The sequence below is a fragment of the Sphingomonas paucimobilis NBRC 13935 genome, assembly GCF_000739895.2.
GTDB lineage: Bacteria > Pseudomonadota > Alphaproteobacteria > Sphingomonadales > Sphingomonadaceae > Sphingomonas > Sphingomonas paucimobilis.
Genome location: NZ_BBJS01000012.1, coordinates 1 through 14,176 on the forward strand (window position 1 = coordinate 1; position 14,176 = coordinate 14,176).

Annotated in this window: 8 protein-coding genes and 1 pseudogene; 5 read left to right on the forward strand and 4 right to left on the reverse strand. The window is 63.1% G+C overall.

Features of this window, described 5'->3' with window-relative positions:
- From SP6_RS03430 to SP6_RS03445, 4 genes are all read left to right on the forward strand, one after another.
- The coding region (locus tag SP6_RS03430) for a TonB-dependent receptor (protein ID WP_042468551.1) at positions 1-2,083 on the forward strand (2,083 nt) is incomplete at its 5' end.
- A 186-nt stretch (positions 2,084-2,269) separates the two neighbouring features.
- Complete coding sequence (locus SP6_RS03435; RefSeq protein ID WP_007404206.1) at positions 2,270-3,658, forward strand: zinc-binding metallopeptidase family protein; 1,389 nt, start codon at positions 2,270-2,272, stop codon at positions 3,656-3,658.
- Between the two features lie 4 nt (positions 3,659-3,662).
- Positions 3,663-5,267 carry a long-chain-fatty-acid--CoA ligase gene (locus tag SP6_RS03440; RefSeq protein ID WP_227876646.1) on the forward strand — a complete coding sequence of 535 codons (1,605 nt, stop codon included), beginning with the start codon at positions 3,663-3,665 and terminating at the stop codon, positions 5,265-5,267.
- Entirely contained in the window at positions 5,264-6,838 is a 1,575-nt protein-coding gene (locus SP6_RS03445) for a hypothetical protein (protein WP_007404106.1), read from the forward strand. Before SP6_RS03440 ends, SP6_RS03445 begins: the two co-directional genes overlap by 4 nt.
- 504 nt (positions 6,839-7,342) lie before the next feature.
- Here SP6_RS03445 and SP6_RS03450 read toward each other — a convergent pair.
- The 3 genes from SP6_RS03450 to SP6_RS03460 are packed head-to-tail and all read right to left on the reverse strand — an operon-like array spanning position 7,343 to position 12,985.
- Positions 7,343-8,773: an efflux transporter outer membrane subunit gene (locus tag SP6_RS03450; protein WP_007404173.1), complete on the reverse strand. Its 1,431-nt coding sequence runs from the start codon at positions 8,771-8,773 to the stop codon at positions 7,343-7,345.
- Positions 8,766-11,843: an efflux RND transporter permease subunit gene (locus SP6_RS03455; RefSeq protein WP_007404181.1), complete on the reverse strand. Its 3,078-nt coding sequence runs from the start codon at positions 11,841-11,843 to the stop codon at positions 8,766-8,768. Before SP6_RS03455 ends, SP6_RS03450 begins: the two co-directional genes overlap by 8 nt.
- A gap of 5 nt (positions 11,844-11,848) precedes the next feature.
- On the reverse strand, positions 11,849-12,985 hold the full coding sequence (locus tag SP6_RS03460) for an efflux RND transporter periplasmic adaptor subunit (RefSeq protein WP_227876645.1): 1,137 nt from the start codon (positions 12,983-12,985) through the stop codon (positions 11,849-11,851).
- 93 nt (positions 12,986-13,078) lie between these two features.
- Here SP6_RS03460 and soxR point away from each other — a divergent pair, with 93 nt between their 5' ends.
- A complete protein-coding gene (soxR, locus tag SP6_RS03465; protein ID WP_037567951.1) occupies positions 13,079-13,540 on the forward strand; it encodes a redox-sensitive transcriptional activator SoxR in 462 nt (153 codons plus the stop codon).
- Here soxR and SP6_RS20245 read toward each other — a convergent pair.
- Positions 13,537-14,174: pseudogene (locus tag SP6_RS20245) on the reverse strand (transposase). The gene soxR and the pseudogene SP6_RS20245 overlap by 4 nt on opposite strands.
- Positions 14,175-14,176 lie beyond the last annotated feature (2 nt).

Here is a 14,176-nt window from a genome sequence, read left to right on the forward strand (position 1 = left end):
GGTTCTAAGCAACCCGACCGTGCGCGGACAGCTCATCTTTCGCGACGACGTGCGTGCGGCGACCGGCTCGCCTGGCGGACTAATCCTGAGCGGTCCGCTGGCGCTCCAGCAGTTTGCCCCGGGCGGTACCCTCGTGCCGTTCTCGCGGGGATCGGTCCAATCCGGTCTGGTACAGGTTGGAGGTGACGGCGCGCAGATATTCAGCAATCTGTCTGCCGCCATTCGCACGCAGAGCTACTACACGCATGCGGAATACGATCTCACGCCGTCCTTGACCGTATTCGCGGAAGGGAGTCTGGCGCTGGCTCGTAACCATTACAATCAGGTACAGCAGTTCAATCTGGTCGGCTTCAACGGCTTCACCATCTACAGCGGCAACGCCTTTCTCAATCCGGCCGTCCAGCAGATCCTCACCAACACTAACACGCCGGCGTTCGCAATGGGACGCGTGAATTTTGATTTTGGTGATCCCGCTAACGCGACGGCGAACGCCCGAACCACCGACATCAAGGCAGGCTTCCGCTACTCCGGCGGAAAGGCGTTGGAAGTGGAGGGCTATTTCAGCCGCGGACGGAACCGTACCAATATCCGGACCGATAACAATATCATACTCGAGCGACTATACGCCGCAGTCGATGCGGTGCGGAACCCCGCGACCAACGCCATAGTCTGCCGGGCGACGCTGACCAATCCCGGACTGTACCCAGGTTGTATCCCGATCAATCTCTTCGGAGTGGGGGCGCCCTCGCGCGAGGCGATTAGCTATGTCGAAGGGAGCGCGGCGTTTCAGACCGTCTTCAAGCAGGACGTCGCGGATTTCACGATCCGTAGCCAGCCGTTCGCGACGTGGGCCGGTGACGTCTCTCTTGCAGCCGGTGGCCAGTATCGGCGCATCAGGCTCGATCAGACGTCTGACGACATTGCGACAAGCATCAACGACGCGACAGGTTTGCGCGGTTTCCCAGCCGCCTATCAGAACCAGCGGGGTGGATATCTGCTAACGAACGTCTCCCCGGTGTCGGGCGGCTATCATCTATGGGAAGTCTTCGGAGAGGCTGCAGTTCCACTTGCTCGGAACCTGCCGTTCTTCGATAAGCTCGATCTGAACGCCGCAGTTCGCTATACCAAGTACAGCACCAGCGGCGGCGTGACCACGTGGAAGGCGGGCCTTGTCTGGCAGCCGATCGAGGATGTTCGGCTTCGCGGAACGGTTTCCCAGGACATTCGTGCGCCGAACGTACCGGAATTGTTCGCCGGAACGGTGCAGAATACCGGATCCGTCGTCGAGAACGGCGTAACCGTGCCGATCATCCAAGTGACGCGCGGTAATGCGGCGCTGAAGCCGGAGCGGGCGAAGACCTATACTGCGGGCATAGTCGTCGTCCCGCGTGCGGTTCCCGGCCTGACGATGTCGGTCGACTATTACCAAATCGATCTGAAAGGGGTGATTTCGTCGCTGACGCCGCAGATCACGCTCGATCAGTGCCTCGCTGGAGCGGCCAGCCTGTGTACCAACATCCTGCGCAATTCAGCCGGGCAGATCACGCGGATCGAATCGCCGACGCTCAACCTCAATCGCCTCAAGACCGCGGGGATTGATTTCGAGGTCGGTTATCGTCCTTCATCTCCGATACTTGGCGGCAGGATGGCGGTTCGCGCGGTGGCGAGCTACCTCGAGGAGCAGCGGCAAGATATCAGCGGCGGTACATCGATTGATCGAGCGGGCGAGGTGGGGCTGACCGCGAACCCGCATTGGTCGGCGACGGCCAATATCAACTGGGCAAGCGGCCCGTTCGAACTCTTCGCGCAGGAACGCTTTATCAGCGCCGGTACGTATGACGTGACTCGTATCCAGCCTACGACGATCGAGAACAACAGGGTTAGACCGGTGTTCTATACGGACGCAACCATGTCGTTCCGGGTGGAAAAGTCTTTCCGACTGTTTTTTACCGTCAACAATATTTTTGACCGCGACCCGCCGCTGGCGCCCAATGGTGTGCTCTCAACGTTCACGCCGACAAATCCAGCGCTTTACGACGTCGTCGGCCGTCAGTTCACCGCAGGCGTCGATGTCAGTTTTTAAATCGCAATAGGTTTTGCTTGGAGATACTCCATGTCCGCTTCCTCCATCCTGTCGCGTCGGTCCGCCTTGCTGATGGCAGCGATTTCCGCGACTGCCCTCAGTTCGGCCGGGCGGGCGTTCGTCCCGGCGTCGCGTGCGCCCGTACCTCTGCCTTCGCCGGACCAGATCAGGCGGGATTACCAGACAATGGTCGATTTCGGCCCGCGGTTGCCCGGGAGCAAGAACCATCTCCGCTTCGTCGATTGGCTCGCGCGGGAGTTTCGCGCGGCCGGGCTCTCAACGGGCCCATGCGAGAGCTATGCCTATACGCGCTGGGAGCCGAAGCGTTGGGGGCTCGACATCCTCGAAACTGATGACACGCGTAGCGTTCGCGACGTGGCCTATTTCGTCCGTTCGAAGCCGACCGGATCGGCAGGGGTCGAGGGGCCTTTGGTCTATGCTGGGGACCTCAATCCGCAAGGCCCCGCGCACATGCCGGACTTTGCCAAGGGAAGCATCCTCGTTTTCAACGCCCGCCTGCCTCAGAAGACGCTGCATGACATCGTCCGTCCGCACTTCATTCATTTGCGTGATGAACGCGAAAGCGACGTACTCGACGTTCCCTATCATCGACTATGGACGATGCCGTCCTTTCAGATGGACGAATTGGCGGCGCGGGGGGCGGCCGGGGCAGTCATCGTTATCGATGCGTCATCGGCGATGATCGCTGGCAATTTCTCGCCGCACGCTTCTTCATATAAATCGCAATTGCCAGCTCTATTCGTCGGCGAAGATCAAGGTGATTGGGTCCGATCGGCGGCGAAGGCCGGACGGACGGCGCGTTTCACGCTCGACGCACAATGGATCGACGGAGTCGTACCGCAGATCACCGCCGTGTTACCTGGCGAAACCGACGAGATCGTAATCGTCGACAGCCATACGGACGGCCAGAATTTCATCGAGGAGAATGGTGCGATCGCCATGCTCCAGTTGGCGCGGCATTTCGCGAGCTTGCCAGTCGGGCAGCGTCTTCGTCGAACCCTCGTGTTTGGGGCTTGGCCCGGTCACATGAGCGGATCACTCCCGGAAGCACCGGGATGGGCGCGGGCGCACCCCGAACTGATGCGGCGGGCGGCGGCGGCATTCACGATCGAGCATTTGGGCGCGAGTGAATGGGCCGATATCCCGGGCAAGGGGTATGCCGCGACGGGCCACAACGAATATATGAACTGGCCGGCCACCGCAGGGCCTCTCACTGAGCTACTGATCGACGGGATCAAACGGCACGATCTGCTCCGTCATGCAGTCGAGGCTGCACCCGGCTATACGACCGGCCGCGTCTTTCACGAAAGCGGCATCCCGATGATCGCCTGCATCGCCGGCCCCAATTATCTTCTGAGTGTGGCGCCGAACGGTCACATGGACAAGCTCGACGCTGGGCTCGCATCGCGCCAAACCGCGATGATAGCGGAGATCATCAAGGCGATCGATACGCTCTCGATAGCGGAGCTCAGACGGGCGGACGCCAGCTTGGGTGCCAATCCCGTCTCCGGACCGAGCGGCACCCGCTCGGCATCCTGCACCAAAATCGGGTGATTGCATGACCATGTCTACCGCCAATGGGACATTAGCTGCATTGCCTCGTTTTGTTGATGTACCGGCCGCCCAGGCTTACTCCTATCCATTGTTGATCCGCCACCTCCTTGCCAATGCCAGTAGTAGCGATGCGGTGATCGTCAGCGGCGCCCACCGATTGACCTACCAAGACCTGGCAGACCGCATTGCACGGCTCGCGTCGCTGCTGGCGGCCAAGGGGGTCAAGCCAGGGGATACCGTGGCGGTGATGGACTGGGACAGCCATCGCTATCTCGAGTGCTATTTTGCGATCCCGATGATGGGAGCCGTGCTGCAGACCGTAAATGTGCGCCTCTCACCCGAGCAGGTCGTCTTCACGTTGCGGCAGTCAGAGGCGTCGCTGCTACTGTACAATACCGACTTTGATGACCTCTGCGCCGATCTCCTGCCCGCGCTATCGACCATTCGCGCCACGATCCGGATGACGGACGCGGGTGGCGAGGACGATTACGAAGCGAACCTCGCCGAAGCCTCGAATCAATTCCAGTTTCCCGATTTCGACGAGAATGCGGTCGCGACCACCTTTCATACCACCGGTACGACCGGCGATCCCAAACAGGTGTTTTTCACCCACCGGCAGCTGGTTTTGCACACGCTGGCGCTCTCCTCGGCACTGGCCAACCAGCCTGACGGGCAGGGGATGCGTCGATCAGACGTCTACATGCCGATGACACCGATGTTTCACGTCCATGCCTGGGGCATGCCATATGTGGCGACGATGCTGGGGCTCAAGCAGGTGTATCCGGGTCGCTACGATCCACGCCGATTGCTGGCGTTGCGCCATCGCGAGGGTGTAACCCTTTCGCATTGCGTGCCTACGATTCTGCGCATGCTGCTTGATGCCAACCCGGGCGAGCAACTGTCGCCCTGGACAATCATCATTGGCGGTGCCGCGCTTCCCGAAGGCCTCGCACGCGATGCCGCCGAGGTCGGCATCGTCACGGTGGCGGGATATGGCATGTCGGAGACCGGGCCCGTCATCGCGCTCGCGCGTTCCGGCGACAGCAGGGGTGGAAAAGGTGGTACGACCGCACAACTCTCCCGCGCCGGCTTTCCCATTCCCCTCACTTATGCACGCGTCGACCCGCGCAACGGCAACGAACTGCTCCTGCGAGCGCCATGGCTAACCCAGGGCTATTCGGATCCCGTCGCGTCGGACGATCTTTGGGCAGGTGGTTGGCTGCACACCGGGGATGTCGCCTCAACCGATGCCGAGGGCGCATTGCATATCGTCGATAGGCTGAAGGATGTCATCAAGACCGGAGGCGAATGGGTGTCTTCCGTCGCGCTGGAGGCCATGCTGGCGGCACAGGACGAGATCAGTGAGGCGGCAGTGATCGGTGTGCCCGACCAGAAATGGGGTGAAAGGCCGTTCGCCTTCGTAGTTGCGACGGATAATTTTGATCCCGCCAGGACGAGTGAGGTGTTGCGCCGAGAGGCCGCAGAGGGGCGGCTTAGCCGTTACGCTATTCCGGAACATATCGTCCGCCTCGACGCGATGCCGCGGACGAGCGTCGGCAAAGTCGACAAGAAGCTTCTGCGCCTCCGAGCGGGCGCCCGGTCGCTATGACTCGCGAGACTTCGGGCACCGGGATCGGCCGCCGGACCTTGCTGTGCAGCGGGCTAACCGGCGTCGCCGCGCTTGGTGGATGCCACCTGATCCGGAATCACCGTCTCGCGCCGCTTCCGCCGGTGGACGGTTCCTGTCCTATGCCCGAGGCACCCAAGCTATGGCAGCACATCGAGCGGCTGAACGCCTTCGGACCGCGTCTTACCGCCAGCCCAGCGCATCAGCGTGCGGTGGATTATATTGCCACGGAACTGGAAGCACTGGGATTTTCCGCGCAGCGCCAAACCCATCGCATTCAGCGCTGGACGCCGAAGCGGACCAGCCTGACCTTGGATAACGGGACGGCCATTCCCGTCGCTGCACCTTATCCCTATTCGGGCCGGACATCGTCCGCAGGGGTCAGCGGAGAGCTTGTCTGGTTCGATGAACCGCCAAAGGATTTTTCAAAAGCCCGCGATCGGATTGCGGTACTTCCCGTGAAACCCTTCGATCTCACACGATTCAAAGCGTGGATGATGTTCGAACGGAAATCACGCCTGCCGGATGGGAACTCCGATTTCGCTGAAGGCGAGGCACTTCCCCTGCTGGGGCCGTTGACAACGATCTTCCTGCCTCGCGCTCGCGCGGCGGGCGTTCGCGGCGTGATTTGTCTGTTCGATGGAATGTCGGAAGAATTGGCTCGAGGTCAGGTGCTACCGTTCACCACGCCCTATGCGGATATTCCCGCCTTGTGGGTGGCAAGCGATCAGGAGGCCCTATTACGCGATGCAGGGGGCGGGGGAAGATCGGCGACGCTGGTACTCGACGCTGCGCTCGAGATGGCCGAAACCGACAGCATCCATGCGGTCCTGCCCGGGAGGGTTCGGGACGAGACGATCATCGTCAACACCCACACCGACGGGCCGAATGCGTGCGAGGAGAACGGAGCTGCAGGATTGCTTGCGCTGGCCCAGGCCCATCTGCAGCGCAAGGAGAGACGGCGCTCGATTGTCTTTGTGTTCTCGACGGGACATTTTCAGATACCCCAGATCGTCAAGGGACACGGGCAGGCGACGCTGGCATGGCTGCAGCGCCATCAAGAATTGTGGGATGGAAAGGAGGGTCACGCGCGCGCAGTCGCCGGACTGACGCTCGAGCATCTCGGATGCCTCGAATGGAAGGACCACGGTCAAGTGCAGCGACCGCAACCGACCGGACGACTGGAGCGCGAGATCGTCTATACGACCAACCCGGTCATGGAACAGATTTACCGGGCGTCGGTGCAGGGGCGCTCCAAGTTGCGCAGCCTGACGGTTGCGCCGCGGCTGAGCGGTGTTTTCCTGGGAGAAGGCGCTCCGCTGTATCAGTGCGGCATACCGTCGATATCGCTGGTCCCGGGGCCGGACTATTTGTGCCAGGAACTGCCGAATGGCGGCATCGACAGGATCGATCGCGATTTTGCTTATCAGCAAGTAAGTAGTTTTTCCAAGGCCCTGACGATCCTCGATGCTCTGACGGCGGAGCAGATCGGCAACATCTCTCCCTCGGTCAATCAGATCGGAAGACAAGTGCGCGGCCTGCTGGGCCTATGAGTGTAGCCGGTTCTCGCTCGATCGGGGCGTGGCGACGATGGCGGGTGTCATTTGGTTCCGGAGAGGTGCCGCGTCGCGACGCTGATACGCGGATGCAGGTCTGGATTTTGATCCTAGCCTGCTGCCAGTCGATCTGACCTGGAATTGTCGTAGGGCGGTGGCCACGGAACCAATGCCCGGACGCATCGGCTCGCATGGCCTCGGTTGAGCGCAACGGCAAGCAGCTTCGCATCCCGGTCGCGCTTGCGAGGCGCGTGTAACTTACCCCGAGTGATAGTGATAAAAGGCCGACGTCTCCCAAACATGGATTAACAGCAGCCCGCCTCTCCTCGTTTCACCGGTGGAAGTGGAGTACCCCGGCTGCAGGTGTTTCGTTGGAAGTCATTCGCATATGCTCTGCATGTCGCCGATGCCGATCAACGTCCTTGCTCTCTCGCACCTGCTGTTGAGTGAACGCTTCGCGTGGCGGAGCGGCCTATGCCGCCCCGCCAGACGCTAAATCACCTATTGCGCTGGCGCGCTCCGTGACGACGTGTTGATCGGCGCGGATTGCCAGCCTCCTCCCAGTGCCTTGAACAGATCGACGCGCGTAGAGCCAAGCGTCTGGATCGCCTCGCTCCGCGCACTCTCATCGCTGACAAGTTGACGCTGGCTGTCGAGCAATTCCAGGAAGGAGATCGCCCCGGCCCGATAGCGCCTGTCCGCGAGCCGGTAGGCCGCGTCGGCGCGGCGCACGGCTTCGTCCAGTGCCTCGGCGCGTCGCCCGGCAGCGGCATAGGCGGCAAGCGCCTGCTCGACCTCCTTGAGCGCCGTCAGCATGATGCCATCGAACCGGGCCAGCGAGCCTTGCGTCTGGGCCTCAGCCTGCGCGATGCGCGCGCGGGCCACCGCGATGTTGGGGAAGCTCCACGAGAGCAGCGGGCCGATGGAGAAGCTGAACGAGTCGCTGCCCTTTACCTGATCGTTGCGGAAAAAACCGCCCGATCCGCCCAGCGAGATGCGCGGGTAGAGATCGGCGCTCGCTACCCCGATCCGTGCGGTATCGGCCGCCAGTTGCCGCTCGGCCTCGCGCACGTCGGGCCGGCGCGCAAGCAGTGCCGCGCCATCACCCACCGGAATGGTGGCGACGGGCGCAGGCGGAACGACACATCGCCTTGCGTCCTCGGGCACCTGCGCCGGCGGCAGGCCGAGCAGCGCCGCGAGTTCGAACAGTCGCGCCTGCCGCCTGCCGGTGAAGACGGGTAGGGTCGCCCGCGTCTCGGCCAATGCGGCTGCCGACCGTTCAACATCGAATTGGGTCGCGGCACCCGCCCCTTGTCGCGTTTCCGTCAGGTCCAGCCCTCGTTGCGCGATCCCGATCGAACGGCGCGCCACCTCCTCCGCCTGGGCGAGCGCGCAAGCATCGGCATAGGCGCGCGCGGTCTCCGCCGCGATCGTCACCGCGACCCGGTTTTGTGCTGTCGCGCTCGCCTGCGCATCGGCGCGGGCGGCCTCGATCGAGCGACGGATACGACCGGACAGATCGACTTCCCATGCGACGTTGAGCGCGGCGTCATACGACCATTGCGCATGGCCGCTACCGCCCTGTCCGGGAACTGCATCGCCATGGGAGACGCCTCCGCTCAGGCTTGTGGAAGGCAGGCGGGCCACGCCCGCTTCCCGCAACACCGCTTGCGCCCGGTCCAGATTGGCGGCGGCAATCCGCAGGTCGGTGTTGGCGGCGAACGCCTGTCGGACAAGCCGATCGAGCACCGGATCGTCATAGAGCCGCCACCATTGATCCTGTGCCGGACGGGAGTCCGTCCCGGCTGCGGCGGACACGAAGCTTCCCGCGGACGAATTCGCCGGAAGGGCGGGCGGGCGATAGTCCCGACCCACCGCGCAGGCGGCGAGCAGCAGCGGCAGTGTCGCTGCGTGCAGGTTGGGCTTACGCATGAGCGATCCCTCCTTCTTCGATCTGGAGCGCCTGCTCTTCCTCGGTCGCCGCGCCATGGTCACGCGCGACGAAGCTGTAGATGGTCGGCAGCACGAACAGGGTGAACAGCGTGCCGATCAACATCCCCATCACAACGACGATGCCGATGGCGAAGCGGCTTGCCGCCCCCGCGCCGCTGGCGAACAGCAGCGGAACCAGGCCCGCCACCATCGCGGCGGTGGTCATCAGCACCGGCCGCATGCGGATTGCGGCCGCCTTGCGGATCGCGGCGATCCGATCGAGGCCCTCGCGGTGCTGGATCTCGTTGGCGAACGACACCATCAATATGCCATGTTTCGAGATCAGGCCGATCAGCGTCACCAGCCCGATCTGCGTATAGATGTTGAGGGTCGCATAACCGAGATAGAGGGGCAGCAGAGCGCCGCAGATGGCGAGCGGGACCGTCACCAGGATGACCAGCGGATCGCGGAAGCTCTCGAACTGCGCGGCAAGCACGAGGAAGATCACGACTAGCGCGAAACCGAAGCTGATCGTCAGCCGGTTGCCCTCATGGACATACTGACGGCTGTCCGAAAGCCAGTCGATCGTCATGCCGGGCGGCAGCGGCTGCGCCTGCAGGAAGGCCACCGCCTCACCCATGGTGACGCCCGGGGCAAGCACTGCCGACAGTGTCGCTGCGTTCATCTGGTTGAACTGCGGCAGCCGGTTGGCCTGGGGGCGCATGTCGATGCTGACCAAGGTGGCGAGCGGCACCTGCACGCCGGACGCGGCCTTCACATAGAAGCGCCCCAGACTGTCGGGCGTCAGCCGGCGGTCGCGCGGCACCTGCGCGATCACATCATAGGACCGGTCGTGCCAGTTGAAGCGGTTGACGTAATTCTCGCCGACAAGGGTTGCGAGCGTGTCGGCGATCGCAGCCATCGATACACCCATCTGGCCTGCCTTGGCGCGGTCGATCGCGATATGCGCTTCCGGGCTGTCGAAGGCGAGGTCGCTGTCGACGAAGACGAACAGGCCGCTGCCCCACGCCGCGCCCTTGATTCCCTCCAGCGCGCGGTAGAGTGCCGGGAAATCGTCGGGTGAGCGGATCACCATTTGCACCGGCAGCCCGCCGCTGCCGGCGGGCAGCGGGGCGGGCTGGAACGCTGTGGCATAGACGCCGGTGATATCGCCGCCCTTCGTATTGAGTTCGGCCTGGATGGTATCGGCGGTGCGCGCGCGCTTTCCCCACTCCTTCAGGATGACGCCGCCGAACCCGTTGTTCAGACCGTCCATGCCGTTGCCGAAGAAGGAGCCGGTATATTCCGGCAGCGATCGGAACATCGCCTCCACGGCATGCGCATAGCGCGCCGTATAGTCGATGTTGGCATATTGCGGACCCTTGGTCTGGACATAGACATAGCCCTGATCCTCCTGCGGTGCGAGTTCGCGCCGTGCGCCTGCGAACAACAGGACGATCCCTGCCAGCACCGCCACGCCCAGCAGTAAGACCGCACCGCGTGCCGCGAGGGTACGTCCAAGTAATCGGTCATAACCCGCTGTGATCCGCGCCATGTTATGCTCGATCGCTTGGGATAGCCGCCCTTCGGTCAGTTTCGCGTTGAGCAGATACCGGCTCATCATCGGCGACAGGGTGAGCGCGATCATGCCCGAGACGATCACTGACCCCGCCAGCGTGAAGGCAAACTCGCGAAACAATGCCCCAGTCAGCCCGCCCATCAGGCCGATCGGCGTGTAGACCGCCGCCAGCGTGATCGTCATAGCGATCACCGGCCCGACGATCTCCCGCGCGCCCTGTATCGCCGCCCGGAACGGCGACAATCCTTCCTCGATATGGCGATGGATATTCTCAACCACGACGATCGCGTCGTCGACGACCAGCCCGATCGCCAGCACCATCGCCAGCAGGGTGAGCAGGTTGAGCGAGAAGCCGAAGGCCAGCATCAGCGCCGCCGTGCCGATCAGCGACAGCGGTATGGTCACGACCGGTATGATGACGGCGCGCAGCGACCCGAGGAACAGGAAGATCACGATCACGACGATTACGATCGCCTCGGCCAGCGTGTGGATCACCTCCTCGATCGAGGCGTTGACGAAGTGTGCGACATCGAACTGGTTGATGACAGTGACGCCTGGCGGGGCGACACGCTGGATACGCGGCAGCAAATCGTTCACCGCCTTCACGATCGTCAGCGGGTTGCCGTCCGGTGTCGGAGCGATTGCGACATAGACGGTGGTATGGCCGTTGCGCAGCGCACTGGCGTCGTAATTCTGCCCGCCCAGTTCTACCGTCGCGACATCTTGCAGTCGGACGATACCGTCGGCGGCAGACTTCAGCACCATGTCGCGAAATTCGCCGACATTTCGCAGATCGCTCGCCGCGGTAATGTTGATGGCGGTGTCACTGCCCTTCAACTGGCCCGGCGCTGACTGCACATTGTTGCTGCGCAACGCCTGCGCCACATCGTCGGCGGACAGGCCGCGCGCGGCGAGCTTGTCGGGATCGAGCCAGATGCGCATCGCCAGCGTCTGGCCGCCCATTATGTTCGCCGATGCGACCCCGGGCACAGCCGTGATGAGCGGCTGCGCGACACGGGAGACGAAATCGGTGATCTGGGGGATCGACAGCGTGTCGCTCGTGAAGGCGACATACTGGATTTCCGAGGCGCCGTCGGTGATTTTGGTGATAACGGGATCGGTGGCGCCGGGTGGCAGGCGGAACTTCACCTGCTGCACCTTGGCCAGCACTTCCGTCATCGATCGGTCGGCATCGGCATTGAGCACCAGCTTGGCCTTGATCTGGCTGCGTCCCTGTGTGGAGGTCGAGGTGAGATATTCGATGCCACTGGCCGTCGCGATCGCCTGCGCGATCGGCGTGGTGACGAAGCCCTGCATCACGTCCTGCGTCGCGCCCGGATAGGCCGTGTCGACGACGATCGTTGCGCTTTGCATCTCGGGATACTCGCGCACCTGGAGCAGGACCAGCGAGGCCCCGCCGACCAGCAGGATCAGCAGACTGACGACGATCGACAGGATCGGGCGGCGGATGAAGAGATCGGTGAACCGCATGGCCGTCACACCCCCGATGCCTGGATCGTCGCCGAAACGAGCCGGACGACGCGCACCTGCGCGCCGGGCTGCACGCGAAGCTGCCCTTCGGCCACCACCACGTCGCCCGGCCTGATGCCGCTGGTCACAATGACGGAATTGCCAATCCTGCGTCCGATCACGACCGGTACGATCTCCGCCTTGCCGGCTCTGCTTGGCACATGCCCCCGGATCACCGTCACGCTGTCACCGGATGCCGATGTCTGGATCGCGGTTGCGGGGACCACAAGCGCATTGGACCGTGGCGGAAGTTCCAGCGCTGCCGTCACATACATTCCCGGGCGCAGTGCGCTGTCGGAGTTGATGACGAGCGCCTGCACCATGACGTTGCGGCTGTCCTCACCGATGCGCGGTTCGATTGTCGTCACCCGACCGCGAAAGGTGCGACTAGGCCATGCATCGGTGGTGAGACGTACGGTCGCGCCGAGCCTGAGCTTGCCCAGATCCTGCTGGGGAACGGTGAAATCCGCATAAAGCCGATCGATCGCCGTCAGCGTGGCAACCGCATCGCCGGGATTGAGATACTGCCCCAGGTTGATCCGGCGAATACCGATCTGTCCGCTAAAAGGTGCCCTGATGCGCTTTTGCGCAATCCGCGCGTCGAGTTGACGCACGGCGGCGGCGGCCTGGTCATACTCCGCTTGACGCTGCTGCAGCAGCTCCTGCGATTCCGCTCCGCCCGGGACCAGTGAGCGGGTGCGGGCCAGTTGGGCGGCGGCGAGCTTCATCCGGGCGAGTGCCGCGACGCGATCGGCCTGCTCCGGTGCATCATAGAGCTGCACCAGTGCGGCGCCGCGCGACACGCGCACGCCGGGTTGAAGGGCAATGGCCGTAACGCGACCGGCAACTTCCGGCGCAAGCGTCACTTCCTGCACTGCGCGGAGCGAGCCGACGGCTTCGAGGGCGCTTGGCACCTCACGGGGGGTCACCGCCGTCGCGACGACCGCGACCGCGGGTGGTGCCGCCTGGGGAGGAATGCCCACGCGTAGCCAACGCCATCCGAAGAAAAGCCCGAATGTCAGGCCGACGATTGCCAAGGCGATCAACGCCTGACGCCATGACAAGACCTGACTGTCGCCCGTCCTTTCCGTCGCATCGTTCAAGAAACTGCTCCCCGTTATGATTCCGGAAAGCTCCCCTATAGAACCTCAACCATTGTTGAGGTAAAGGGGTTTTTGAGAGCGAATCGCAAAACATTGGAGCAGGCCGTGGATGGCGAACGGCAGACTGAACTTAGCGTAGGGGAGGTGGCGCGCCGCGCTGGCGTGCCCGTCTCGACGCTGCACTTCTACGAAGCGCAGGGGCTGATCGAAAGCCGTCGGACCAAGGGCAACCAACGGCGCTATGTCCGTTCGGTACTGCGCTTGATCGCGATCATTCGCGTCGCGCAGCGTGCCGGTGTTCCGCTCGCCCGCATCCGCGCACGCCTCGATCGATTGCCGAGAGATCGACCCGTCACGACCGCCGACTGGTCAATGCTGTCAGCTGACTGGCGAGCCGAACTCGACGAGCGGATCAAACTGCTTTCCCGATTACGCGATCAGATGGACTCGTGCATCGGTTGCGGCTGCCTTTCCATCTCGGAATGCCCCCTACGCAATCCCGAGGATATCGCCGGAAACTATGGGGCCGGCGCAAGGGCATTTGACCTTAGTTAGGTTGGGGACTCATTTGAGTCACTCGGCGACGGTGGCAACGAACGCGATGGCGGCAGGTAGTTGCTGGCGTGACGGTCGTATCGGGTGGCGATGCGCCGCCAATTCTTGAACCGACAAAACAGCCGCTCAATGACGTTCCTGCGGCGGTAAACGCGTCTGTCGAGCGGGTAAGGGGTGCGATGCGCGGCGGTGGATGGGATCACGGCCCCGACGAGTCGGTCGGCAAGCCAGCGGCGTAGAGTGTCGGCATCATCAGCTCTGTCGGCGATGAGGCGGCGGGCTGGCGTGGCGACGCTCAGCAGTGGAATGGCCATGCTGATATCGGCAACGTTGCCGGGTGTCAGGGCAAGGGCGAGCGGTCGGCCGCGATCACCGGCCAGGCGCCAGCGATCTTCTCGAACAACCGCTGCCAGATGCCGCGCGATGCCCATCGGTTATAGCGATTGTAGATGGTGCTCGGCGGTCCATAGGCCGCCGGAACATCGCGCCACCGGCAGCCTGTCTTGAGCACATCCATAATGCCTGAAATCACCGTCCGATCATCGACGGGAGGCTTGCCGGGACGGCCATGGGGCAGATGTGGCCCGATCGCGGCTCGCGCCTCGTCAGATAGCCAAAACAGATGCCGTGCCATAG

Bases quoted from the DNA above. Each gene is read 5' to 3' on its own strand.
- SP6_RS03455 (WP_007404181.1), bottom strand. From the start codon at position 11,843: ATGCGGTTCACCGATCTCTTCATCCGCCGCCCGATCCTGTCGATCGTC.
- SP6_RS03445 (WP_007404106.1), top strand. From the start codon at position 5,264: ATGACTCGCGAGACTTCGGGCACCGGGATCGGCCGCCGGACCTTGCTG.
- SP6_RS03450 (WP_007404173.1), bottom strand. From the start codon at position 8,773: ATGCGTAAGCCCAACCTGCACGCAGCGACACTGCCGCTGCTGCTCGCC.
- SP6_RS03435 (WP_007404206.1), top strand. From the start codon at position 2,270: ATGGTCGATTTCGGCCCGCGGTTGCCCGGGAGCAAGAACCATCTCCGC.
- SP6_RS03440 (WP_227876646.1), top strand. From the start codon at position 3,663: ATGACCATGTCTACCGCCAATGGGACATTAGCTGCATTGCCTCGTTTT.